This window comes from Peribacillus sp. FSL E2-0159 (assembly GCF_038643155.1).
GTDB classification, from domain to species: Bacteria; Bacillota; Bacilli; order Bacillales; family DSM-1321; genus Peribacillus; species Peribacillus simplex.
The window spans coordinates 5,290,085-5,314,791 of sequence record NZ_CP152053.1 but is presented as its reverse complement, the minus strand read 5'-3'; the positions used below and the strand labels follow the sequence as shown (position 1 = coordinate 5,314,791).

The window sequence follows — 24,707 nt, the reverse complement described above, 5'->3', positions numbered from 1 at the left end:
TAACATAGGGGGAAAGTTAAATAGTGAAGGGTCTGAACAAAAGTGAATTATATCGAGCCTGCTGGTAAATCATTCAGGAAAACAATCTTGGCTTTATTTCTTGGTAGCTTTGTAACGTTTGCGGATCTGTATAGTACCCAACCGGTCATTCCGGTTTTCGCAAAGCAATTCGGAGTCTCTCCTGCAATGGCAAGTCTTACATTATCTTTCGCAACTGGAACGCTTGCCATCTGTTTATTGCTTGTTTCCTTTTTCTCAGAAAATATCGATAGGAAAAAAATAATGGGGACGGCGCTCACTCTGTCTGCATTGTTATCCATATGTGTCAGCTTCATCCAGGATGATCTGTACATCCTTATTGCAATACGGGCGATTCAAGGAGCGGTGCTTGCAGGTTTCCCGGCAATTGCGATGGCTTATATCAATGAAGAATTTCATCCGAAAAGCCTGGGCTATGTGATGGGGATCTATGTGAGTGGTTCGAGTATCGGCGGATTGGCTGGCAGGCTGATTGTCGGGGTGCTGACCGACCATTTCTCATGGAACATAGCGATTGGAAGCCTTGGGGCTCTAAGTTTGATCATCAGTCTGGCTTTTTGGTGGATGCTTCCGGCTTCACAGCATACTGTCCGCGTAGGAGTCTCATTGTCGAGAATCAAAACCTCCCTTATCAATAACTTTAGGAATGGCAGACTAGTACTCTTATTCGGTATGGCCTTCCTATTAATGGGCTCGTTTGTTACCGTTTATAACTTTGTGGGTATACCTTTAATGGGACCGCCCTATCATTTATCACAAACATTGATTGGCTTCATTTTCATTATCTATCTTGTGGGGACATTTAGTTCTACATGGATGGGGAAGCTTGCCGATCAATATAGTCGGAGGCTTGTACTTCTTATCGGAATCGCAATCATGCTGATGGGCGCCCTCTTGACCTTATTGGATCCGCTTTTGCTGAAAATAATGGGGCTTGCCTTGTTTACATTTGGCTTTTTTGGAGCCCATTCAATTGCGAGCAGCTGGGTCGGAAGGTTGGCTGATAAGAGTGAAAAGGCTCAAGCATCCGCATTATATCTCCTGTTTTACTATGCTGGATCAAGCGTAGTGGGGGCATCAGGCGGTTTATTCCTGATGAAGTTCGGCTGGGGAGGGGTCATCTCGGCTGTATCCATTCTCATCCTCCTGGCTGCCGCTTGTGCGATGATGGTTGAAAAAGTGAAAATCGTTAAATAAAATGATCTTTTCTATCATGTTTTTCAGGAATCGTGAATATAATCTAGTGAAAATGGAGATTGAATAATAGATTGATAAGAGAAGAGGGTATTAGATAGAGTGAAACGAAAAGCAGTAATTCTCATTGGGTTAATAGCCGTTTTAATTATATTATTCGTTGTATACTTAACAAGTCCGGGCAGATTGGAAAAGGTGGAGATTGTTGAAAAATACTATCCTCATTTCTCCGATGGCAAGGCAGTCGGTTTTAAGACGAACGAAGTCATTGATGTGACGGAAACCGAAGAGGGGTCCAATTGCGCAATGAAATTCAACAATGGGAAAACGTTGGAAATTGATTGTGACCGTTATTTAACATACAAAATTGATGAAACAGTCTATATTACTACTGAAGGGAACCATGTGAAGGAAATCCGGAGAAAAAGGTAGTGGCAATCAATATTTAATGACAAAAGAGCTGAGTTTGCTTAATAAACAAACTCAGCTCTTTTATTTTATCCATACAAAAAAACCAGGCCGTTTTGGACTGGTTTTTTTCATTTTTTATCTTTGCTTTTACTTTTATCCTTTTTATTACGCCGAAGTACATCCAAGATTCTGCGGCTGTTATTTTTACTGTTTATGAGTTCGACTAAATCGCTCATGTTTTCAGATTCGAAGTCTTGTTGATTCTTTTTCATGGTAATCCCTCCAAGTCATATATCATAATACCCTTATATTGAAAAGGGTAAACGTAGATTATCATATTGGTAATAGAAGGATTTCATATCCTTAACCATTCATTTTTTGATAAAATATGATAAAAGCCCTGTATGGGAGGTCCATATGGAAGAATTAAGAATGATCGGTGAAAAAATTGAAAAATTTAAATATATCTTAGTGGAGCATATCGAATTGTTTGAAGAAGAGGAACCGCTCTATGATTTTGAAACCAGTAAAGAGGTACGGTCAAAGCTTATTCAAATTCATGCAGATGCCTTGATTCATGGAAAGGCACAAGCGATGGAAAGTATGAAAATAACGGGTATGGAAATAGGTAAGCGCATCGTGGATATGGGCATTCCTTTAGATAAGAATATCGAGGAAGCACAGCTTGTGCGTAACCTTTTCTGGAGTTTCATTGAAGAAGAGGTAAGTAATCGATATTACTCCATTGAAATTCTGCTAAAGGCAAGTTCGATAATTGATGCAATCCTGGACCAGTTCATACACTGTGTGAGTATCAGTTACGTGAATCATTATAAAGAAATGGCGAAAATGGCAAACGATTCTTTGCAGAAGATAAAAGAAAACCAAGAAGTCATGGAAGAATTGTCCACCCCGATTGTTCAGACCGTATTAAAGGATGTGCTGCTCTTACCATTGATTGGACGCATTGACGATTGGAGAATGGAGTCGATGCAATCGACGGTACTGCAAAAATGTGCAGATCTGCATGGGGAAGTATTGATCATGGATTTCTCTGGAATTACCTTTACAAAGGAAAGCAATACGTTCTCCCTATTGGATCAATTAGTGGGGGCACTTGCCCTAATGGGAACGGAAACGATGTTTGTCGGTTTTACCCCTGATGTCGTGAAAGAGATCGTCAAACTTGATTTCGCAAATCAGGTAAAAGCCTTTCTATCGTTCAGGCAGGCCCTGGAATATCTGTTTAAACAAAGAGGGCTGGCTATTCAGCCAGTATGATGGAGGTATCCTTTTTCAGGGTATCTTTTTTTCTATGTCTGCCTACCATTCCTGCAACTTTCGTAATTTATCGCCCATCGATATTTCTCCATGTTATAGTGAAATGACGTGGGCGGACATGTTGACTTTCAATTAAATTAAATAGGACATGTAAAGCGTGTAAGGAAGGTGGATGAAGAGTGTTTTTCAAGAAAAATGAAGAACTTGATCATAACGAAAAATGGTATTGTGTAGGAATCATGACGGATAATGGGCTGGAGGATGAAGAATATGATATTTTGTCCAAACGCATCCTCGACTCGGTCCAAAATGTATCAGTCATATCGGACTTGGTAAGGGTGGAATGGGATCGGGATAAATTGCGAGCCTTGAACGAACGTTTTCAGACCCCTTCATCTTCCGACCCATGTTTTATCATTAATGAATTCATACCAGAGGATATAAAAAAGGAAAGAAAACTTCTGGAGAAAACGCATAAATGGAAGAGGCTCTTTGGTCTCCTCTCCCCGATTGAATACATGGAAGCCGAGACGAAGGCGGCCCATGACTTTGATAAAGCTCTCTTTTATACAGATGATGCAGATAAAGTGATTGAATACATTATTGCAAATAGCTAGTATCCCTTGCCACACCGATACATTGTATCGGTGTTTTGCATTTGATTTAATGTTTATCGAAGCAATTTCGCAGAAATAATTCGACCTTGTGCGTTGTAATTCGACCTTACGCGGTAATAATTCGACCTTGCTCGAAATAATCCGACCTTGTGCGAGTAAAATCGATCCTTGCGCCTTTCTACCTTCTTGAAATAAAAAGAGAGAATGTACGGAAGGTGGTAGGAAAGATGGGGAGAAACGCGGAATATCTTAAATAGAAAGAGAACGAGAAAGAGAGATTTAAGGGGAGAGGAAGATGAATCGATGGAAGTGGCCGTACCTCAGCAAAAGCCAAAACGGAAGTGGAGAAAGCGTGCTCTATGGAGTTTTGGAATCCTGATTATACTTTTGCTGTCTATCTTGATTGCTGCAAATGTATTTCTTTCAAGAACCTTGCCGGAAACAAAGGGGGAAATATCGCTTCCAGGTCTTTTGAAAACGGTTACGGTTGTGAGAGATTCAAGTGGAGTCCCACATATCAACGCAGCGAATGAACATGATTTGTATTTAGCTCAAGGGTATATCCAAGCACAGGACCGTTTATTTCAAATGGATTTAAGCAGGCGTCAGGCGTCTGGAAGATTGAGTGAAGTGATTGGTGAGAAAACCGTCAAAAACGATAAGTATTTCCGCACACTTGGGTTGAGGCGGGCGGCGGAAGCCTCTTATGCAGCATATACAAGTGACGGGAAAGAAGCCTTGGATGTGTTTGCTGAGGGGGTAAATCTTTATATCGATGAATTGAAGGAGAATGGGAAATGGCCGGCGGAGTTCACTCTGCTTGGATACGAACCAGAGCCGTGGACACCCATCGATTCGCTGACCATCGGTAAATATATGGCCTTTGATTTAGGCGGGAACTGGGAAGATCAGGCGTTTAGGCAGTATTTGCTGCAAACGTTCCCAAAGGAAAAAGCATATGATTTATTTCCTAATTATCCAAAGAGCGCTCCATATATCATCAGCAAGGAAGAACTGGATATTGAAAAAAGTTTTGCCGGCGCCGTTATTCCTTATGAATTCAACGGCAGCAATAATTGGGTCGTTTCAGGCAAGAAAACGGATTCCGGACAGCCGTTATTGGCGGATGATCCCCATCTGGGATTAGCTACACCGTCCGTTTGGTATCAAATGCATTTGGAGGCCCCGTCAGTCAATGTGAGCGGTGTTATTTTTGCCGGGATTCCGGGAATCATACTAGGTCATAACGAAAAGGTCGCTTGGGGTGTGACCAATACCGGTCCGGATGTTCAAGATCTTTATATTGAGAGGAGGAACCCGGAAAACGAGAAAGAATTCTACTACAAAGGTAAATGGGAAAAAGCCGATATCCTGGACGAACCTATCAAGGTGAAGGATGGTAAAAAACTTGATTATCAAGTGACGGTTACCCGCCATGGACCTGTTGTCTCCGAATTTGCCGGGAAAAGCGGAAAAGATACCGTGCTTGCATTAAGGTGGACAGCGCTTGATCCATCTGCCGAGCTTGAAGCGGTACTGAATATGAATAAAGCGGGAAGCTGGAAAGAATTCGAAAAGGCCCTCTTGAAATTCGAAACGCCGGCACAGAATTTCGTCTTTGCCTCAGTCGACGGGACCATTGCTTATAAGGCGAATGGAAAAATCCCAATCCGGAAAAAAGGCGATAGTATGCTGCCTGTACCTGGCTGGACGGATGAATTTGAGTGGAAAGGCTATATTCCCTATGATGAACTTCCGAAAACGGTGAATCCGGAAGAGGGGTTCATTTCGACAGCGAATAATAAAGTCATCTCAGATGATTATCCTTACCACATCAGCAATAACTGGGCCCAGCCGTATCGTCAGATGAGGATACAGGAGTTTTTAAAAGCCAATAAAAAGCTTACGGCCGAGGATATGCAAAGCCTGCAGATGGATAAAGTGAATTTGCAAGCTAAGGAGTTTGTTCCTCAATTCGTGGATGTATTGAAAGGTCCATCCGGGAAACGGGAAGACCAGGCACTGACGATTCTGAAGAAATGGAATCATATTGATTCCGTTGATGAAGCGGCACCGATGATTTTTAATGTCTGGATGCGAAAGATAGGGGATGTTCTGCTTACAGAAGAAATACCGGAGGAAACCCTCAACCTCTTTAATGGAAGGCGTTCGGCCGTTGATGAACTACTAAGGCGGGCACTGGACGGTAAGCCCGGCCCTTGGATTGAAGAGGCAGGCGGACTTGAGCAGGTGCTTGCCAAGTCGTTACAGGAGACGTTAACGGAACTTGAAGAATCACAAGGTAACGATATAGCTGATTGGGAATGGGGAGACTTTCATCAGGTCAGGTTTAACCACCCGCTATCGAGTGTCACCCCGTTAAATTATTTATTTAACAGCGGCGGCGGAATGCCGGTAGGCGGTAGCAGTGTCACCGTACAAGCGGCGGCATTTTTAGATGATGGAACCGTTAATCATGGTGGCTCCTGGAGATTTGTCATCGACCTAGCCGACATGAATCAAGGGTATCACCTCGTTGGACCGGGTCAATCAGGTAACGTTAAAAGTGAGTGGTACCATGATCAGCTTGATGATTGGGCAGAAGGTACTTATCACAAAACCACATTGGACGATCCAAAAGGTGATAAGTTGACATTGAAACCATCATACTGATATTCAGAAAAAAGTACCAAGTCCAGCATCCTTGCTCTGGACTTGGTACTTTTTCATTGTTTTTGTTTAGTAAAGAATTCTGCAAGGAACTCCTCGAAATTAGGGGCCTCGATTGCTGCGATTTTTTCATATGATTCAATGATCTTGAGTTTAATTTCTTGCTCCAGATCATTCCGGTCTTGATAGTTCGTGTTTTTTAACGATTTTTTTATTTTAGGATTCAAAGAGTCGATTAGATCCATTAATTCTTCTTTTGACAGTTTTTTATCCACAATGGCTTTTCTCCTTTCTAACATATACCTCATCCATATAGTGCTTTCGAAGTTTTTTTAGAGCTTGTTTACGGATGCTTGAGATATTCTGTGGCGACTCATGGAAATAGGCAGCAATTTCCTTGTTGGATAGGCCGTAGGAAAAGTTCATGGTCAGCACCAGGTTTTGTTTGGTTGTTAACTTCTTCAAGGCTTTTATCATCTCTTCATCACTTATGTGTGAAGCGAGCTCATTCGTTTCCCCCATCTTTTCAAGGTGAACGTCCAATGTGCCGATTCGATCGATCAATCCGCCTGTATCCCTTGGTGTCGCATCAAGTACCATTCGATAGCGTTCCCGCTGCTTCCGTGCCCTTTTATCAAAGTCAACAGAGAAAAAGTAAATTAAGGAGCACATGTATTTGTATACTTTAGCCCGGTAATAGAAAATTTTGAAAGTCTCGTTGAGATGACAAATGTTGTGGGGAGAAGGGGAATCAAGAGTTTCAGTGAAAATCTTTAAATGCTCTGGGTTCTGTAAAAATACTTGAATGATCGGTTGCTCAAAGAAAGATGAGTACTGTTGCTGCAGAAACTCCAATGAATGAGAAAAAAAATGAGAAGTTAATTGGTTCATTGTTATCCCTCCTTTAATTAATAAAGTGATAGACAAGGGGAATAAATCAATTATATAGGAACATTCGTTCTTTTTTCCATAAATCAATAGTGCTAGATTGATTTTTTTAAACAAGTTTCACTTTAGATATCAGATACAAGAAAAGGGGTGAAGAGGATGATGATTGAGGATGCTACTATGTGGGTTTCATTAGTTAGCGAATTTGGCTATCCATTCGTCGTTTCTATGTTTTTGCTCTTCCGCTTCGGTAAACAATTAAAAGAACTGACAACGGACGTAGAGAACTTAAAAAAGTCCGCTCATAAAACGAAAAAACGATAACCTCAGGACGTAATGTGCCAGGTGTTAAACACCGAATTTCGGATTCTATTCTAAAAAGGGTCCGGAATTCGGGTATAAAGAAATGGGTACTAACTGAAAATCAAGACTTTGTTAAATCCCTCCCTTAAACTCAAGTAAAATAATGGTAAACCATTATTTGGAATATAGCACAAAATAGGTAAAAAATAATCGTCATTTGGAATCATTTTACTACTATAATTCATCCGTCAATGGAATTAGATAGGAAATCCTCCCCTCGTACGATTTTAGGTTTATGGATTAAAGTGAAAATACTTTTAAAAAAACAACATACATTAATAAACTTATGAATAGTATGCGGCATCCGAATAAAAGGGTGCTGCTTTTCTTATTTTTTGGTAATAAACTGATAATATGGAAAAGGGGTGGCGAATTTGAAGGATAAACAGCTAGAAGATATTCGGATCCTACAGCAAGAATGTGAACGGGAAGGATTTACTTTAAAGCTGAACTGGGAAACGCTTCGCAGTCGAAACGGTGTGAATAAGAATGACTTTCTTCACTATGATGGATTAAAACTTGTTGGTTTTCTTGGTCTTTACGATTTTGGAAACAAAGTGGAGATGTGCGGAATGGTGCATCCTGATTACCGGAGGCAAGGTATTTTTACAAAACTGCTTGAAGAGGCTATAAGGAGTGCCGTGGAGCGTAACTTTAAGTTGATTCTCTTGAACTCACCTGCTCAATCGCATTCAGGGACAGAGTTTTTGAAACAGCTCCCATGTGAGTTTGCTTTTTCTGAGTTTCAAATGAAATGGTCCGAAACGGAGCTAGATGATTATGGTGATGCAGTCGTTCGCCCTTCACGGAGAGATGATGAGGAAACGGAAATTCAGCTGGATATTCAATGTTTCCAATTTACGAAACAAGAGGCGAAGGATTATTATCAGCGCATCCTATATGAGGATACTCTGAAAACCATGATGATTGAAAAGGATGGCCGCGCGGTCGGTAAGATCCGTGTTGATCACTCAGACCGGGAATCGTGGATTTATGGATTTTCCATTTTGCCAAAATACCAGGGAAAAGGACTTGGCAGAAAGGCATTGAAAAAGATTGTAGCCGAACAATGCCAGCTGGGATATGATATTTTTCTCGAGGTCGAGGCGACTAATGATCATGCTTTAAGACTCTATGAATCTTGTGGATTCAAAACCATTCAAAGACAAGATTATTATCAATACAAAGGGGGGCAGGGCTGAAGGATACTTCGACGACATTGAGTGTTAGGGGGCTGCGATGGATGTTGACATTATTCAATTATAACTGGCAGGTGCGAAGTGAGTGGTTCAAGTGGTGCCGATCCTTAAAGAGTGAGGAGCTGAAAAGGGAGCGCTCAGGAGGGATGGGCAATATATTGAAGACACTTGCCCATATTATCGATGTCGAATGCAGCTGGATCCGGGCCATACAAGGGAAACCTGATGTCGCAATCGATTTGGACGCTTATGATACGATCGAAAAAGTGGAAGATTTATCTAACCGTTATCATTCTGAGGTCATGGACTATTTGAACTCGAATTCCATTGATGATGAGAATGAAATGATTCAGCCATCTTGGATGGAGGGAACATACGAAAAAGGCAGGATACTGCGCCATCTGATAGCGCACGAAATTCACCATATAGGCCAGCTGTCCATCTGGTCGAGGGAGATGGGCATCGAACCGGTATCCGCGAGTTTAATAGATCGGGATTTATAGATTTACAGTTTTCAAAAAGGTTTCCTTGAAATAAAGAGCGTAAGGAACGATCTTTGAGATCCATACGATGTTAGCAGGTTGGTTCATTTAAATGGGCCAGCTTTTTTTATATTAAACTTTCTCTCTAAGGATTCAATGGGATTAGATAATGATTATATACATAATTGAAGGTATATCGAGCTATGGGTACTGAATGAAAATGTATAAAAAGTACCATTTATTCAAAATTCGTAACATTACGGTAAATATTGGGGATTATTCGACAAAATCATGATATATTATTCTAGCATTTTACAAAAATAGAAGGGTTGTGAAGTATGTCTTTCAAGATGCATGTTAATAAGATGCTCGCCCCGATTCTTGCTGTGAGTTTGATTACAGTCCCATTTACCGTACCGGAGGAGACATTCGCCAAAGAGGCGAATAAGAAACCGGTCACGACTAAACCATTTATCATTTCAGCTCCTACTGTTAATTACACAAAAGGAACCAAAGCGACTGTAACGGTCACACCGAAAAAAGGGAACAAAGGAAATGAAACCGTTGTCTTCCAATTAATGAATGGGACGAAGGTCATTTCACAATCGGCCGTTGAGGCGGATATTAAATCGACCCAAAAGTTCTCTGCGTACTTTAACACTTACAAATCTGGTTATTGGGTAAAAGTATCGGTTGTCTCCAAGTATAACGGCAATACGAGTAACTTCGGCAACAGTCTGGCAGCCTCTGTTTCGGATGCACCATTTGAACTAAGAATCATGGAAACGACAGATATACACACTAATCTGGTGAGCTATGATTATTATAAGGATGCCGTTTCGGACTCCGTCGGTTTTTCTCGCACGGCATCTTTAATCAAACAGGCACGAAAAGAAGTGAAAAATAGCGTTTTAGTGGATAACGGCGACCTTATTCAAGGGACCCCCCTAGGTACGTATAAAGCGAAAATAGCGCCTCTGAAAAAAGGTGAAGTCCATCCCGTTTATAAAGCGATGAACTTACTTGACTATGATGTGGCCACTTTCGGAAATCATGAATTCAATTATGGTTTATCTTATTTGGACGAGGCCATCAACGGTGCGAACTTCCCTTATGTCAATGCCAATGTTTATAAAAAGGATAAAGACAATAATCCAAAGAATGATAAAAACAAATATACTCCTTATAAAATCGTCACGAAGAAAGTAAAGGACATCAATGGAAAAGAAAAATCAGTAAAAATAGGCTACATTGGATTTGCCCCTCCGCAAATCATGGATTGGGATAAAGCGAATCTTGACGGTAAGGTCATTACAAAGGAAATTGTCACGACAGCGAATAAATATGTACCTGAAATGAAGAAAAAGGGTGCGGATGTCATCGTGGCGCTCACACATTCCGGATTTAATGGCGATACCAAGAATACCGAGGATGTCATCTATTCATTAAGCAAGGTATCCGGCATCGATGCCATCACGTTCTCCCATACGCATAAAGTCTTTCCGGCACAAGATGAGGCTTCTTTAGACAGCCTATTCAAAGATGGCCAAGGAAAAATCCTTAAAGGCGTGGATAATAAAAAGGGTACCATCAATGGTGTACCAGCCGTTCAAGCAGGATATGGCGGCAGTAATCTCGGGATCATCGATCTTGATATCCAAAATATCAAGGGAAAATGGAAAGTCGTCAATTCCGCTTCATCAACACGGGCAATCAACGACAAAATAACAGGAAAAAAAGCAGCTGAAGATGCGTCTGTCGTCAAAGCCGTGAAGAAGGATCACGAAGGAACGATCAAGTATGTTAACACGCCAATTGGAACGACTACAGCTCCAATCCATAGTTATTTCGCCCTTGTGAAAGACGATCCTTCCGTACAGGTCGTGACGAGCGCACAGAAATGGTATGTAGAGAAATACATCCAAAGCAACCGCCCTGAATACAAAGACTTGCCCATTCTCTCTGTAGGAGCCCCTTTCAAAGCGGGTCGCAATGGAGTCGAGGAATTCACCGAAATCAAGGAAGGCGGACTGACCATTCGCAGCGCAGGTGATTTATATTTATACGATAATACCTTGAAGGCAATCAAGATCAAAGGGTCTGTGGTTAAAGAGTGGCTTGAGATGTCTGCTGGGAAATATAATACAATCGATCCTGCAAAGCCTGAGGAACAGGAGCTGCTTAATGGGAAATTTGCCGTCTATAATTTTGATGTGATTGACGGCGTCACGTACCAAATCGATGTCACCAAGGCTCCGCGCTATGATGAAAAAGGGATAAAAGTGTCGGATTCAAGCAGGATTGCAGATTTGAAATATAATGGTGAACCAGTGGACCAGAATCAAGATTTCATCGTCGTGACAAATAATTACCGTGCTTCGGGCGGGGGGAACTTCCCGGGAGTCAAGGGCAGCGAATATGTAGTTGACTCTGCGGATGAAAATCGCCAGATCTTGATGGATTACATCACACAAGAGGGTGAGATCAATCCAACCGCCGATAATAACTGGTCGATCGCCCCGATTTCAGGCAAGGTGAACGTTACTTTCACCTCATCACCAAAAGGTGCGGAGTATTTAAATGAAGACAGCCCGATTTCCTATACAGGCAATAAGGATGATAAAGGCTTTGGTATTTACAAATTCAATTTGGGGAAAGAAAACGTTAAGGTGCAACTGCTCGGAATCAATGATCTTCACGGCCAGCTTGATACCACTTCCGATTTTGGCGGTATCAAACAAGGGCGTGCTGATTATTTAGCTGCGCACTTGAAGCAGCGTAAAGCTGAAAATCCTGAAAATACACTTTTACTTTCGGCAGGGGATGCTGTTGGGGCAAGTGCTCCCGTTTCTTCTTTGATTCAGGACAAACCGACGCTTCAGTTTTTGAATAATATGAAGTTCGATGTTGGAACTGTCGGGAACCATGAATTCGACAAAGGGGTAGAAACCCTGATGGCTCAAATCAATGGCGGAAAGTCGCCAACATCCGATGTGGTATTCGATAAATTGAACTTTCCGTATGTAGTAGCCAATGTCGTATATAAAGACACGAAAAAACCGATTTTGGACCCTTACGTCATAAAAAAGGTCGGCGGGGTTGATATTGGGTTCATAGGTGTAGTCACGAATGCCACACCTCAAAAAGTAAGTCCGGATGGCATTAAGAATGTGGAATTCATAGAACAGGCACCTGCCGTAAATAAGGCGGTTAATGAGTTGAAAGAAAAAGGTGTCAAATCGATTGTGATCATCTCACATGACCCAGGAACTGAAAAGGAAGGGGTCATCACAGGCGAAGTGGCTGATCTTGCTAATGCCGTGGATGATGAAGTAGATGTGATCTTAGCTGGAGATAATCATGCAAAGGTCAACAACTATGTGGATAATAAATTGATTGTACAAGCTTACTCTTATGGAACGGCTTTTGAAGATGTGGATTTGGAAATCGATCCAAACACAAAGGATATTGTCAAAAGTTCAGCTGAGATTGTCACGGTTACACAAGATGGCATCACACCGGATGCCGGGACGACGAAATTCATTAACGACTACCTAGACATGTTCCCCGAGTTGAAGGCCCCGCTTGGGACAACGGATGAGAAAATTTTAAGAACCAATGCCTATACACAGGAAACGGGCCTTGGGAATTTAATTGCCGATTCGATGAAGGCAGATTTGAATTCCGATTTTGCCTTCATGAATCCAGGTGGAATTCGGGCAGATATTCCAAAGGGAGAAGTCACTTTTTCCGATTTAGCGAAAATCCAGCCGTTCGGAAACGTATTAGTTAAGGTGGAACTGACTGGAGCCGAAGTGAAAACGCTGCTGCAACAGCAATGGATCGTTGAAGGATCTCCGAAAACTTTGCAAATTTCTGGACTGAGCTATACAGCCGACTTCAGTAAACCTGTCACGGAACGTGTCACTTTATTGAAGAAAGCAGACGGAACACCGATCAAGGATACCGAAACATATACGGTGGCCGTCAATGATTTCATGGCTAGCGGCGGTGATAACTATACCGTCCTGAAAGGAAAAGAGCGCGTGTTTGGGCATGCTGACCTGGAAGCTTTCGTTAACTATGTGAAAGAAACCTTTAAAGGCGGAAAGATCACGGCAGAAATTGAAGGCAGAATTACGAATATCAATAATTAATTGAGCATTTACTCGTGAGTTAAGCGGATTTACTCGTGAAATTAGAACCTTTACTCTTGAAACTATAAAAGAGAGCGCTCCTTAGTACAAGGGGCGCTTCTTTTTGTGATTAATTGTTTCTGAAGATGGAAAAGTTTAACCCCAATGCAAAGGTGACCCATGCGATATAGGGAACCATCGCTAAACCTGATGTACGGTCTATTTTATAAAACTCGAATGCAGTTAATGTAATCAGAGTCAGCAATGCAGCCATTTCAATAAATGCTGTTCCGCGCAAGCCCCATTTGAAGAATAAAAAAGACCATAAGAAATTCAACCCTAGTTGAGTATCGTAGAGTAGTTCAGCGGATTTCGATTCTTTTTCTTTGGATGCAATGCGATATTTCGCTATTCCCATAATCGTATAAAGGCTTGTCCAAGCAACGGGGAAAGTCCAGGAAGGAGGAGCAAAAGCAGGTTTCTTGAGTTTGTCATAAATTTCTTTTGAATTCCTTGTGGCGAATATCCCCACAAGTGAACCTCCTACCACAGGTACCAATACACTTTTAGCTAATTTTCCGTAGTTCATTATGGATACACTTCTTTCTTCATGATTTGGATGTTCTTATACCTTTACCTTTTCATCTGAAAATAAAACATGCCCTTTAATCAAGAAGTGTAACTTTCTTCTAAACTTTACGTCGGTACTATTAAGAAAAGGGGGGATACGATGAACCGTAAAACAATGATGCTTATGTTCAGTTTGTTCCTTTTACTTGCTGGATGCAGCAGTAATGAAAAGGATGATTCAGCATCTAAAGTACAGGATGAAAAGGCGGACAGTAAAATGGACGCTTCAATTTCTGGGAATAAAGTGCAGGAAGAAGTAGCGGAAAAAGAAGGGATGACGGATGAAAGAAAAGTAATCCATCAAGCCCAGCTTGAGTTGAAGGTGAAGAACCTTGAAAAGGCACAAATGAAGATTGAGAATAAGGTGGCTGAATTTGGCGGATATGTTGTCGAGTCCAATGTATACAGGGAAGATGAAGAACTGGTGGAAGGAACGATCACTGTTCGGGTCCCTGAAGCCCATTTTCAGGATTTTCTAGCAGATAGCGAGGGCGAGGCTTCAGAAGTGGTCGGAAGGAATGTGACAGGACAGGATGTAACGGAGCAATATGTGGATTTAAAAGCAAGGTTGAAGTCAAAGAGGACAGTAGAGGAAAGGTTACTTGCATTCATGAAGGATGCTGAGAAGACGGAAGATTTGCTGAAAATATCATCCGATCTTGCCGTGGTGCAAGAAGAAATAGAACAGCTGACCGGGCAAATGAAATATCTTGAAAACCAGACCTCATATTCAACTGTTACCATCACGTTAACACAGGACCAGATAGTTGTACCGGGCATTGATAATAAGGAATTGAATACATGGGAGAGAACGAAGAAACAACTTGCAACGAGTGCGAATCTAATACTTAAAGCGGGGTCGGGAATCATTGTTTTTATAATAGGCAACTTGCCTATCCTCATTATTTTAAGCGGAGCTTGTGCGGTGGTCCATTGGGTGATCAAAAGAAGGGGTAAAAGGTGAAGGCAGAATTAGAGGGTGCCAATTAGATTGGGCACCCTCTAACATTTATCTATTCCGTTTATGCAAGCCGGTCACATAATACAGGACTACCAACAGTAAGATCCAAATCGGACCAACGATTAGAGCGATTCTTGTATCTGCTGAAAAACCGAGTACTACCATTACGAATACTAAAAAGGCTAAAGTGAAATAAGAAGTGAATGGGAAAAGAGGCATCTTGTAAGATAAGCCTTGTTTTTCTCCCTGACTCATTTTCCGTCTAGACATAATCTGTGTGACAAGTATGGTTCCCCATGTCCAGAGTGCACCGAATGTAGCGACACTTGTAACGTAAGTGAAAACTTTATCAGCTTCCATGTAGTTAAGGTAAACACCGAAAAGAAGCACGACAGCTGAAACGATGATGGCAACGCCAGGAACGCCTGACTTTGTTGTACGTTCGAAACTTTTTGGTGATTCACCTTGCTGCGCTAGGTTGAATAACATTCTTCCTGTACTGAAGATCCCACTGTTACAAGATGAAAGGGCTGCTGTCAGTACGACAAACTGAATGATTCCTGCTGCGCCTGGTATACCGATTTTATCAAACATCATAACGAATGGGCTGTTTTCTCCATTCATTTCATCCCATGGAGTGATCGATAAAATGACTGTCAGTGCTAAAACATAAAAAAGTAAAATCCGATAAAAAACGGTATCGATGGCTCTTTTTAAAGATTTTTCTGGATTTTTAACTTCACCAGCGGTTACTCCAAGCATTTCAATTCCCAAATAGGCGAACATGACCATTTGGAACGATAGGATGACACCGGAAATCCCATTAGGGAAAAATCCTCCATGTTCAACAAGGTTGCCGAAACCGACCGCGATTCCGCCGTTCCCCAAACCAAAGATGATCATTCCGAAGCCAAGGACGATCATAAGGATGATCGTAATGATTTTAATTAGGGCGAACCAAAACTCCAATTCACCGTAAGCTTTTACTGCAAGAAAGTTAATCGTTGTCATGATAGCAAGTGCGGCTAACGCCCAAGCCCATTGCGGAGTATCAGGGAACCAAAATTGCATATAGATTCCGACTGCCGTAATTTCAGCCATACAGGTGGCAATCCAAACGAACCAGTAATTCCATCCGGTTATATATCCGGCAAGAGGACTGACAAATTCGCTCGCATAGCGGCTGAAAGAGCCTGCGACTGGATTTTTTATCGCCATTTCACCTAGTGCACGCATGATAAGATAGATCATAAGTCCGCCAATGGCGTAGGAAATAATGATGGCTGGGCCGGCTAATTTTATCGCAGAGGCCGAGCCGAGAAATAAACCGACTCCAATGGCTGCGCCAAGAGACATTAATGCGATATGTCTTTCTTCCAAACCCCTATGTAGTTGAGATTCTTTGGAGTTTTGCATAATTTTCCCCTTTTCTATGTTGGAGTTTAATTTTCTCTATCTAGCATTTTATCACTAGTAGAGGAGAATACATATTATTTATTGATTTTTCACATAATATTACAACTAAATAATATATTTTAATAGGAAGAATGTAAAGAAAAAAATGAAAACGCTTACTATGGAAGTGATCCCATCTGTTTTCATCAAATAATAATCTTCCAAAACTAAATGTAATGCTATTTAAACAAAATATAATTATGTGATTTTTCTAAAAATTTAGACTTTTAAATAATGAAAAGCTGTCCCCATAAAAAGGAACAGCTTTTTCGTTTTATCATCGCCAGATGGCGGAGGCCCATTCAGGATGATCTATGAAAGGGTTGCGATTATGCTGATAAGCACGAGTAAAATGGACAGGGAAAATCTTGGTTCATGTTTTGTGAACATGTCATTCCTCCATAAATCGATTCATACCCATTTCCAGAGAAATCGGCATGTATATGTAAAGTTATGGATATTAGGCGCTTTCTCCTTCTGTAATGTCAAAAATGAGAGAAAACAGCTAGTGAAGCTTAGCGGAATTTAGGGGAATAGCCCGGGAAATATCGAATGGTGTTATGGAAATGAAATGTATACGAAAAACCGTCAGCATGCTACTGACGGTTTTTTTTACTCTGTTTTATAAGAAGACTTTGAATGAAACTTAATAACAATGAACCGATTAATGCTCCCCAAAATGAATCTATTACAAAGCCACTGACGACATAGGAAGTAATTTGGAATGTGAAGGCATTTATAATGAAAGAAAACAACCCGAACGTCAGGATGGTGATCGGCAATGTGATAAGTTGGAGAATGGGTCTAACCAGCAAGTTCATGATCGATAATATAAAAACCGCCAGCAGGGCAGTTCCGTAAGATTTAATCGTGATGGAGTCGAGAAGCCAGTCAATAACGAGCAATACCAGCCCGTTGATAAGAAAACGCATTATTATGTTCATGAATAACTCCTCCTGCAGCCACTTTACTACAAGTCATTATACTAAAGTTTCATGAATTTCAGTTATATGTTTGCAGAATTGTCACAAAAAAAAGAGGAATGCAATATGTATTCCCCCAGATTGGAAAAGACCCATTTAAGGGTCTCAGAGCAGTTTTTTTCTATTAAAAACGTTCCAGTTTCAGAAATTCGCTCCCTTTCCGCCGAAAGAACCCCATTTGTCTACAAATGGGACCCATTAGGTTCTATTTAATTGTTGGCAATGATCTTTTCGAATTCACTTAATTCCAATGTGTTTTTCAATTTTGGATTGGAGTTTAAGGAAAGCAAGGCACTTTCGATGAGAAAGATTCGCGGTTCAACGTTTTGTAATAATTCCTCTTGGATAAAGTGAATTAATTTTAAGTTTTTAACCCGTTCCGCTTCATCATCTTGGCATAGCCTCAAGATCATTTTTTTTAGGTCATTTGCAGAGTGCAGGAGTGCTGTATGAAAATCCTGCTGGGTATGGAAGCACTCAGGCAGCCATTGCTTGATGAGATCGGGTTCCAAAAGCTGTGCTTTTGACTTGCTGACATCTTCGAAAATCGATTTAATCCTATCGACACAATAACGGATAATTTCAGTAGGGTTGAAATCGGGCTCTTTAGCCAAGGCATTAAAATGAATCGTTTGATGCATCATCCCCGAGTAAAGGATGGCGCAGTCCAAAATATAAGGTTTTTTATCAGCACCGAAAATGTCCAGAAACCGTTTTGATAGCCAATGGATATGCTGGAATTTAGCATGTGTTATGAAGCTCTTAAGTTCGGTATCATTTGAAATCATTACTTCTTCATATAAGAAAAAGATTTTATTATTTTTGTTGGAGTGCATTTGTAATTCGGATTGTTTGATGAATATTTCAATATCTGCAAGGTTTTGCCCAATCAGCAATTCATTCCGCTCTTTTTCGAATTTTTCTTGCGAAGTTAGGAAGACTGCCTTAAGCAATTCGCTTTTAGAAGAAAAATAGTTATAAAATGTTCCTTTTGAAATGCCGCTATAATCTAAAATATCCTGAATGGAAGTTGCTTGATAACCCTTTTCAATAAATAATTGGTGTGCATATTTAACTACCAGTTGTTTGCGCTCATTCATATATATCACCCTTACTCTTATTGGACGGTCATTTTAACGTAATAGTATCTTATTTTCTATACGAACACAAACCAGCATGTTTACAATTTCTCTAGCGAAATTAGGGTGAAGGCCTTTTGTTTCAGTCAATTTCTGGAGAGGTCTATTCACAAAAGCAATGAAAAATTCAGTTTCTATGCATCCTTCTATTCGTCAGGTAAATAAAGGCTGATGAAGTGAACAAAGTCACAGGAGAACACTTCGGTTTGTTATAAGATAGAAGGAATTAGGTGAAGTAGCGCAAAGTAACCATGGATATTCGTAATCATTCTCGATTACTATTCCATTGGTAGGAGAAATGATAAAATCACTTGTCATGAAGGAATATTGGTTATAAGGGTCGTATACCATTATTAGGAATTAAAATATGCCGGTATGTTGTTCCGTAAACGTTTATATCTATTTAATTAACCATATTATGGGTTGATAATGAGTTATATCATTAACGAAAAAATAATGAATTCATTATTATATTAAAATTATTATAATTAAGTATTGATTTTTTTCTGAGAAGCTTTATCATTATATACATAAATAATAATGAAAAGGTGGTTCAATTATGTCGAATAAGCAAAACCTTACTACAAGCTGGGGAGCGCCAGTTGGAGATAATCAAAACTCGATCACTGCCGGCGAACGAGGCCCGGTACTCATTCAAGATGTACACTTATTGGAAAAGCTAGCCCACTTCAACCGTGAACGTGTGCCAGAACGTGTAGTTCATGCGAAGGGTGCCGGTGCATTCGGAACTTTCGAAGTAACGAACGACCTTTCTCAGTACACGAAAGCTAAACTTTTCAATGGTGTGGGCAAGAAGACAGATCTTTTTATCCGTTTCTCCACTGTTGCAGGTGAATTGGGTTCTGCTGATACAGTCCGTGACCCGCGTGGATTTGCTGTTAAATTCTACACGGAAGAAGGAAACTACGATATCGTCGGTAATAATACGCCTGTATTCTTTATTCGCGATGCGATTAAATTCCCCGACTTCATCCATACACAAAAAAGAGATCCTAGAACACATTTGAAAAACCCTACGGCAGTTTGGGATTTCTGGTCACATTCACCGGAATCTTTGCACCAAGTAACGATCCTGATGTCCGACCGGGGCATTCCTGCTACACTTCGTCATACACATGGTTTCGGAAGCCACACATTTAAATGGGTGAATGCTGAAGGGAAAGGCGTTTGGGTGAAATACCACTTCAAAACAGAACAGGGCATCAAAAACCTTGATGTTGAACTAGCTGCAAAACTAGCAGGTGAAAACCCTGATTACCATACGGAAGATCTTTTCAATGCCATTGAAAAAGGGGACTTCCCTGCATGGAAATTATATGTTCAGATCATGCCTCTGGAAGATGCCGATACATACCGTTTCGATCCATTTGATGTGACGAAGGTATGGTCTCAAAAAGATTATCCGCTGATCGAGCTTGGCCGTATGGAATTGAACAGAAACCCTGAAAACTACTTTGCTGAAGTAGAACAAGCCACGTTCTCACCGGGAACATTCGTACCAGGAATTGAAGCTTCCCCAGACAAGATGCTTCAAGGACGTCTATTCGCATATGGAGATGCACACCGTTACCGTGTGGGCTCGAATCATAACCAGCTACCGGTGAACCGTCCGAAAGTGGAAGCGAACAACTATCAGCGTGATGGCTTCATGCGTGCAGATGACAATGGCAAGGGATCTGTTTATTATGAGCCGAATAGTTTTGGCGGCCCTGCCGAATCAACGGAAAATAAGGTTACTCCTTTCGAGGTGACTGGGAAAGCTGCACAAGTTGGTCATAATAGTGATGATCACTACACTCAAGCGGGTGACTTATACCGTCTATTGAGTGCCGAAGAGAAAACTCGCCTTGTTAACACGATCGTGGGCGCAATGAAACCTGTGGAATTGGAAGAAATCAAGCTTCGTCAAATCGGTCATTTTTACAAAGCCGATCCAGAATATGGAACGCGTATAGCCGAAGGTTTAGGTTTGCCCGTACCGCAAGAAGCGTAAAATAGGGGACACCCAATCTATTAAAATGCAAACAGGCATCCATTCATGAATGGATGCCTGTTTTTGTTTGTTCATGGAGGGCACCGTTATATAAATGACACCCGACAAGTTCGGTAAGAATATATAGTTATAAATGTTTGAAAGGAAGTCATGCTGTCAGATTAATGGGGGGCCAGTTACTTAGGTTATCGGTAAAGGCTGGAATTAATGACTGGTAAAATGAATCGGGATTTAGTTGGCAGTCCAATTTACGAGAAACCAAATACTTTATCAAATTTCTTAAAAGATTGGATGTAGGGAATGAGCTGGGCATTTTTTTATTGATGAAATGAAGATGAGCGATCAAGAAAATCCGGTTATATGACTTTTGGAATGAAACCCATTACAGGAGGGTGAGAGCTGGTGCGCTCACCGGTATGACCAGCCGTTCCTGGTCAGGTATGGGTGGTATGAATGCAAATGGAACGATAGGACTCAGCATTGTGGGAGATTTATAGAGAATATCCTTGAATTGCCTCACAAGTTATCCGACATTCGGTTGAAGCATCTGGGCTGGATCAAAGAAGAAGATCGGATGGCGAAATTTAAAAGATATCGAAAATTAGACCCTGAGGGTAAGTATGGAAGTACTGAGCATATCTAAGCATTCTGGATGATGCTCCCACGTTGGTTCATTTTGAGGAGTGACTTTTCAATAATCATGAAGTCCAGAACAGGGTGCTTTGGCAATAATTAAATCGATTCAGCATACATTTGGTTAAGAGGAGGTGCAGTATGGACGTTTTTGTGCGTCAGAATGATTCCTTGTGGTATTATAGCCAATTATTCAAGGTGAATTACCAACTTATCATTGATTCCAATAGTGGGATAGATCCACTTGCACTTATGATTGGCCAACAAATCAAAATTCCTGGCTTTACGACTACCAGTTATAGCATTAAGCAAGGTGATTCGTTATGGGCAATTGCCAGGTCACGTAATCTTTCATTGGATACCCTATTCTTGGTTAATCCCAATCTCAACCCGAATGCCCTGCAAATTGGTCAGACAATTTCTGTGCCATTAAGGATTACGTGGAGGCTAATTCAAGGAAATCGGGAATATGATTATGAGACAATGATGACCGATGTAAGACGTTTGAAAAATATCTATCCATTTATTAAAGCCTCCCCCATCGGGGACTCGGTGCTTGAAAGGGATATCCCTGAAGTGCTGATTGGAAATGGTAACAAACGAGTACACTATAATGGTTCCTTTCATGCGAATGAGTGGATAACGACGCCTGTGATTATGACCTTTTTAAATGATTATTTACTCGCAATAACGAATCAGGCTGACATCCGAGGTCTATCTATGTTTCCCTTTTATCAACAGACGATGCTGTCGATCGTCCCAATGGTGAATCCGGACGGAGTAGAGTTGGTTCTGAAAGGCCCGCCTGCAGATGAGCCATTGAGAGGACGGCTCGTCGATTGGAATAATGGCAGCGAAGACTTCTCTGGCTGGAAAGCCAATATTAACGGGGTGGATCTGAATGATCAATTTCCCGCCAAATGGGAACTGGAACAAGCACGCAATAATGTAACGGAGCCAGGTCCGGCAAATTATTCCGGGGAAGGGCCGCTTACACAGCCAGAAGCTATTGCAATGTCAGAATTGACAAAAAAACGTGATTTTGGAAAAGTCCTTGCTTTCCATACCCAAGGAGAGGTCATTTATTGGGGGTTTGAAGATTTGGAACCGCCGGAGTCGGAAACGATAGTCAATGAGTTTGCGAGGGTCAGTGGATATGAGCCTGTCAAATCCGCCAATAGTTACGCAGGGTATAAGGATTGGTTCATTCAGGATTGGCGAAGGCCGGGGTTTACCGTGGAGCTAGGAAAAGGAACGAACCCCTTGCCTATAACACAGTTCGATGAGATTTATCAGAAGTCGCTGGGGATTTTCTTAGCAGGGTTATATATGTGAAATTTGACCAAATGAAAAAGCTCGACTCCGTTTACATGGGGAAGAGCTTTTTAGTCTTATAAACTCTTAGATTTGAAACGATGAGGGCTGCTGCAAAAAATAAGTAAAGTTATGCTTTACTTATCGATTGCATGATTAACTCGCCTTTTAGCCTAAAATTAACGGACATTCTCCATGTCCCAGTAATGTTGCAGCCCCTACCAAAAGGTATTCTAATAGTTTTGCGGTAAAGAAGTTTTTTGACTTCCTTAGCGCTAGTATTGGCCCCACCTACGCCATATACTTTGACGGCCACGCATGCCATCCAACCTAATTTCATTATAATAGAAAGCGCTTACATTTACAAAAATAATCGTAATGCAAATTTCGACATTCGTATAAGTGTCCCTTACCAGTAGGTGGAGAATGGGCATATTACTGATAAGGGCCCTATAAGATTCAGGTTAATCTGCAATGAATTCCTGTAACTTTTGCCTTAGGCCACCATTGCCGAATTTAATGAACTTTGTCTTTCCGGCTTCTTGTTCCGAGGTAGAAGCGAAATCCAAAAAGGCTAAAAGGTTGATCCTGCGGTGAAGAATATGGACAATGCCATATTCATAGAACCAATGATCGATTGTGTTGTAAACACCTCTATTCAGTCGATATTTCTGCTGGCACCAGTGGAAAAATAGTCTGTCAGGAAGATTAAGGTACTCCATATGTTCTAAGCCCCCATTTTGCTTCTCATTCATGACAGGGGAAATGGTCCGTAGCAATTCCTTTTGCATAGTAAACTCCTCCCTCATTGATAAAAACGAAAAAACCCCCTATTCTTGTTGAATAGAGAGCCTCCAGTGAACTAGTCAGCTTATAAATATTCTTTATATAAAAGCAGTATAAAGTATATTAATCCTATTTGTCAAGTTGGTATTTGAAAACTAAAATGAATATATTCATTTTCAGTTTTCAGTGTGATTTTAAATGAAAATACGAATAAATATTTATGTTTATTCGTTTATAGTTCGTATATAATGATTTTAAAGTATTAAGGAGGAGAGACTGAATGTATAAATCGAAAAGGATTTTATTATTGGGCTCGGGTGAATTGGGGAAAGAGGTCATACTTGAAGCACAGCGACTTGGTGTGGAGACCGTTGCTGTAGACCGCTATGAACATGCCCCAGCTATGCAAGTCGCTCATCGCAGTTATGTGATCGATATGCTGGATGCGGAACAATTAAGGGGAATTGTAGAAAAGGAACAACCCGATTTGATTGTACCGGAAATCGAAGCCATCGCTACATCTGAATTAATCAAATTGGAAGAAGAAGGCTTTCATGTCATTCCGACGGCAAGAGCGGCTAAATTGACTATGGATCGTGAAGGAATCAGGAGGTTGGCTTCTGAAACCCTGGAGATTCCGACCGCAGCCTACAAATTCGCCGATACATATGAAGAATTTGTCCAAGCTGCCAAGGAAGTTGGATTTCCCAATGTCGTAAAACCGCTGATGAGTTCCTCAGGTAAAGGGCAAAGTGTGTGCCGCACGGAAGGTGACCTGGAGGATTGCTGGAGGGTCGCGATGGAAGGCGGCCGGGTTCAAAATGGACGGGTGATCATTGAAGAATTTATCCGTTTTGATTCGGAAATCACGCTGCTTACTGTCCGGGCCATAAATGGTACCATGTTTTGTGCCCCAATCGGTCACATTCAGCAGGGCGGGGATTATATTGAATCCTGGCAGCCTCATAATATGACAGAAGCGCAAATAATGGAAGCGAAAAGAATTGCCCATGCCATTACGGATGAACTTGGAGGGTACGGATTATTCGGAGTTGAGCTTTTCCTCTCAGGGGATAAAGTCTATTTCAGTGAAGTTTCCCCACGTCCGCATGATACGGGGCTAGTGACATTAGTGACTCAGAATTTGTCCGAGTTTGCCCTTCATATTCGTGCGATTCTAGGATTTCCCATCCCGGAAATCAAGCTGATCAGCCCAGGTGCCAGCCGTCCATTAAAAGCGCAAGATGAGTTATCGGAATATTCTATAGTCGGTGTTGAACAAGCTTTGGCTTTACCGAATACACAAGTGCGTCTTTTCGGAAAGCCTGTTACAAAGGCAGGTAGAAGGGTCGCGGTTGCCCTGTCAACTGCCGATTCAATCGAGTTGGCGAGAGTGAATGCGGCCCGTGCCTTGGAATGTTTAGTTGTAGAGAAATAATTGTGAAAAAAGCGCTCCTTGAATGGAGCGCTTTTTCATATTGCATGACCTCCATAACCAGGCCCCCGACAGAG

General features: G+C 41.3%; 21 protein-coding genes. 13 read left to right on the top strand and 8 right to left on the bottom strand.

Annotated features, from left to right (window positions below; translation table 11 throughout):
• Positions 1 to 42 precede the first annotated feature (42 nt).
• On the top strand, positions 43 to 1,236 hold the full coding sequence (locus NYE63_RS26020) for an MFS transporter (RefSeq protein WP_328166191.1): 1,194 nt from the start codon (positions 43 to 45) through the stop codon (positions 1,234 to 1,236).
• 99 nt (positions 1,237 to 1,335) lie between these two features.
• Complete coding sequence (locus NYE63_RS26015) at positions 1,336 to 1,665, top strand: hypothetical protein (protein ID WP_061465409.1); 330 nt, start codon at positions 1,336 to 1,338, stop codon at positions 1,663 to 1,665.
• Positions 1,666 to 1,772: 107 nt separating this feature from the next.
• On the opposite strand, the gene NYE63_RS26010 is transcribed toward NYE63_RS26015, so the two are convergent.
• Positions 1,773 to 1,916, bottom strand: a complete 144-nt coding sequence (locus NYE63_RS26010; protein ID WP_342603333.1) for a hypothetical protein — start codon at positions 1,914 to 1,916, stop codon at positions 1,773 to 1,775.
• Positions 1,917 to 2,061: 145 nt separating this feature from the next.
• Between NYE63_RS26010 and NYE63_RS26005 the strand changes: the two genes are divergently transcribed.
• The 3 genes from NYE63_RS26005 to NYE63_RS25995 all read left to right on the top strand — a co-directional run bounded on the left by NYE63_RS26005 (position 2,062) and on the right by NYE63_RS25995 (position 6,215).
• Positions 2,062 to 2,925, top strand: coding sequence for an STAS domain-containing protein (locus NYE63_RS26005; protein ID WP_342603332.1), 864 nt, complete (start codon positions 2,062 to 2,064; stop codon positions 2,923 to 2,925).
• A gap of 179 nt (positions 2,926 to 3,104) precedes the next feature.
• The gene (locus tag NYE63_RS26000) at positions 3,105 to 3,542 is read left to right on the top strand and encodes a hypothetical protein (protein ID WP_342603331.1); all 438 of its coding nucleotides are present in this window, start codon (positions 3,105 to 3,107) and stop codon (positions 3,540 to 3,542) included.
• A 303-nt stretch (positions 3,543 to 3,845) separates the two neighbouring features.
• The gene (locus tag NYE63_RS25995) at positions 3,846 to 6,215 is read left to right on the top strand and encodes a penicillin acylase family protein (protein WP_342603330.1); all 2,370 of its coding nucleotides are present in this window, start codon (positions 3,846 to 3,848) and stop codon (positions 6,213 to 6,215) included.
• 53 nt (positions 6,216 to 6,268) lie between these two features.
• On the opposite strand, the gene NYE63_RS25990 is transcribed toward NYE63_RS25995, so the two are convergent.
• Positions 6,269 to 6,487: a hypothetical protein gene (locus NYE63_RS25990; RefSeq protein WP_063234103.1), complete on the bottom strand. Its 219-nt coding sequence runs from the start codon at positions 6,485 to 6,487 to the stop codon at positions 6,269 to 6,271.
• Positions 6,480 to 7,103, bottom strand: a complete 624-nt coding sequence (locus tag NYE63_RS25985; protein WP_342603329.1) for a sigma-70 family RNA polymerase sigma factor — start codon at positions 7,101 to 7,103, stop codon at positions 6,480 to 6,482. Before NYE63_RS25985 ends, NYE63_RS25990 begins: the two co-directional genes overlap by 8 nt.
• 156 nt (positions 7,104 to 7,259) lie before the next feature.
• On the opposite strand from NYE63_RS25985, the gene NYE63_RS25980 reads away from it, so the two are divergent.
• From NYE63_RS25980 to NYE63_RS25965, 4 genes are all read left to right on the top strand, one after another.
• The gene (locus NYE63_RS25980; RefSeq protein ID WP_081088496.1) at positions 7,260 to 7,424 is read left to right on the top strand and encodes a YvrJ family protein; all 165 of its coding nucleotides are present in this window, start codon (positions 7,260 to 7,262) and stop codon (positions 7,422 to 7,424) included.
• Between the two features lie 413 nt (positions 7,425 to 7,837).
• On the top strand, positions 7,838 to 8,665 hold the full coding sequence (locus NYE63_RS25975; protein WP_342603328.1) for a GNAT family N-acetyltransferase: 828 nt from the start codon (positions 7,838 to 7,840) through the stop codon (positions 8,663 to 8,665).
• A 41-nt stretch (positions 8,666 to 8,706) separates the two neighbouring features.
• Complete coding sequence (locus NYE63_RS25970; protein WP_342603327.1) at positions 8,707 to 9,165, top strand: DinB family protein; 459 nt, start codon at positions 8,707 to 8,709, stop codon at positions 9,163 to 9,165.
• A gap of 317 nt (positions 9,166 to 9,482) precedes the next feature.
• The gene (locus tag NYE63_RS25965; RefSeq protein ID WP_342603326.1) at positions 9,483 to 13,301 is read left to right on the top strand and encodes a bifunctional 2',3'-cyclic-nucleotide 2'-phosphodiesterase/3'-nucleotidase; all 3,819 of its coding nucleotides are present in this window, start codon (positions 9,483 to 9,485) and stop codon (positions 13,299 to 13,301) included.
• 109 nt (positions 13,302 to 13,410) lie between these two features.
• On the opposite strand, the gene NYE63_RS25960 is transcribed toward NYE63_RS25965, so the two are convergent.
• Positions 13,411 to 13,869, bottom strand: coding sequence for a TspO/MBR family protein (locus tag NYE63_RS25960; RefSeq protein WP_318291902.1), 459 nt, complete (start codon positions 13,867 to 13,869; stop codon positions 13,411 to 13,413).
• A 141-nt stretch (positions 13,870 to 14,010) separates the two neighbouring features.
• Between NYE63_RS25960 and NYE63_RS25955 the strand changes: the two genes are divergently transcribed.
• A complete protein-coding gene (locus NYE63_RS25955) occupies positions 14,011 to 14,874 on the top strand; it encodes a DUF4349 domain-containing protein (protein ID WP_342603325.1) in 864 nt (287 codons plus the stop codon).
• A 45-nt stretch (positions 14,875 to 14,919) separates the two neighbouring features.
• On the opposite strand, the gene NYE63_RS25950 is transcribed toward NYE63_RS25955, so the two are convergent.
• From NYE63_RS25950 to NYE63_RS25940, 3 genes are all read right to left on the bottom strand, one after another.
• Positions 14,920 to 16,287 carry an amino acid permease gene (locus tag NYE63_RS25950; RefSeq protein ID WP_342603324.1) on the bottom strand — a complete coding sequence of 456 codons (1,368 nt, stop codon included), beginning with the start codon at positions 16,285 to 16,287 and terminating at the stop codon, positions 14,920 to 14,922.
• Positions 16,288 to 16,922: 635 nt separating this feature from the next.
• A complete protein-coding gene (locus NYE63_RS25945; protein ID WP_048685276.1) occupies positions 16,923 to 17,270 on the bottom strand; it encodes a phage holin family protein in 348 nt (115 codons plus the stop codon).
• Positions 17,271 to 17,518: 248 nt separating this feature from the next.
• The gene (locus NYE63_RS25940; RefSeq protein ID WP_342603323.1) at positions 17,519 to 18,409 is read right to left on the bottom strand and encodes a helix-turn-helix domain-containing protein; all 891 of its coding nucleotides are present in this window, start codon (positions 18,407 to 18,409) and stop codon (positions 17,519 to 17,521) included.
• 595 nt (positions 18,410 to 19,004) lie between these two features.
• Here NYE63_RS25940 and katA point away from each other — a divergent pair.
• Both katA and NYE63_RS25930 read left to right on the top strand, forming a co-directional pair.
• Positions 19,005 to 20,462 (top strand): catalase KatA, encoded by a 1,458-nt coding sequence (gene katA / locus NYE63_RS25935; protein ID WP_342605873.1) that lies wholly within the window; start codon positions 19,005 to 19,007, stop codon positions 20,460 to 20,462.
• A gap of 774 nt (positions 20,463 to 21,236) precedes the next feature.
• On the top strand, positions 21,237 to 22,430 hold the full coding sequence (locus NYE63_RS25930) for a M14 family zinc carboxypeptidase (protein ID WP_342603322.1): 1,194 nt from the start codon (positions 21,237 to 21,239) through the stop codon (positions 22,428 to 22,430).
• A 443-nt stretch (positions 22,431 to 22,873) separates the two neighbouring features.
• On the opposite strand, the gene NYE63_RS25925 is transcribed toward NYE63_RS25930, so the two are convergent.
• Positions 22,874 to 23,200: a hypothetical protein gene (locus NYE63_RS25925; protein WP_342603321.1), complete on the bottom strand. Its 327-nt coding sequence runs from the start codon at positions 23,198 to 23,200 to the stop codon at positions 22,874 to 22,876.
• Between the two features lie 275 nt (positions 23,201 to 23,475).
• On the opposite strand from NYE63_RS25925, the gene purT reads away from it, so the two are divergent.
• Complete coding sequence (gene purT / locus NYE63_RS25920) at positions 23,476 to 24,633, top strand: phosphoribosylglycinamide formyltransferase 2 (RefSeq protein WP_342603320.1); 1,158 nt, start codon at positions 23,476 to 23,478, stop codon at positions 24,631 to 24,633.
• Positions 24,634 to 24,707: the final 74 nt, after the last annotated feature.

Coding starts and splice junctions, on each gene's coding strand:
- NYE63_RS25970 (WP_342603327.1), top strand. CDS start 8,707: ATGTTGACATTATTCAATTATAACTGGCAGGTGCGAAGTGAGTGGTTC.
- NYE63_RS25940 (WP_342603323.1), bottom strand. CDS start 18,409: ATGAATGAGCGCAAACAACTGGTAGTTAAATATGCACACCAATTATTT.
- NYE63_RS25930 (WP_342603322.1), top strand. CDS start 21,237: ATGGACGTTTTTGTGCGTCAGAATGATTCCTTGTGGTATTATAGCCAA.
- NYE63_RS25955 (WP_342603325.1), top strand. CDS start 14,011: ATGAACCGTAAAACAATGATGCTTATGTTCAGTTTGTTCCTTTTACTT.
- NYE63_RS25925 (WP_342603321.1), bottom strand. CDS start 23,200: ATGCAAAAGGAATTGCTACGGACCATTTCCCCTGTCATGAATGAGAAG.
- NYE63_RS25985 (WP_342603329.1), bottom strand. CDS start 7,103: ATGAACCAATTAACTTCTCATTTTTTTTCTCATTCATTGGAGTTTCTG.
- NYE63_RS25945 (WP_048685276.1), bottom strand. CDS start 17,270: ATGAACATAATAATGCGTTTTCTTATCAACGGGCTGGTATTGCTCGTT.
- NYE63_RS25960 (WP_318291902.1), bottom strand. CDS start 13,869: ATGAACTACGGAAAATTAGCTAAAAGTGTATTGGTACCTGTGGTAGGA.
- NYE63_RS25995 (WP_342603330.1), top strand. CDS start 3,846: ATGGAAGTGGCCGTACCTCAGCAAAAGCCAAAACGGAAGTGGAGAAAG.
- NYE63_RS25950 (WP_342603324.1), bottom strand. CDS start 16,287: ATGCAAAACTCCAAAGAATCTCAACTACATAGGGGTTTGGAAGAAAGA.
- NYE63_RS25965 (WP_342603326.1), top strand. CDS start 9,483: ATGTCTTTCAAGATGCATGTTAATAAGATGCTCGCCCCGATTCTTGCT.
- NYE63_RS25980 (WP_081088496.1), top strand. CDS start 7,260: ATGATGATTGAGGATGCTACTATGTGGGTTTCATTAGTTAGCGAATTT.
- purT (WP_342603320.1), top strand. CDS start 23,476: ATGTATAAATCGAAAAGGATTTTATTATTGGGCTCGGGTGAATTGGGG.
- NYE63_RS26010 (WP_342603333.1), bottom strand. CDS start 1,916: ATGAAAAAGAATCAACAAGACTTCGAATCTGAAAACATGAGCGATTTA.
- NYE63_RS26005 (WP_342603332.1), top strand. CDS start 2,062: ATGGAAGAATTAAGAATGATCGGTGAAAAAATTGAAAAATTTAAATAT.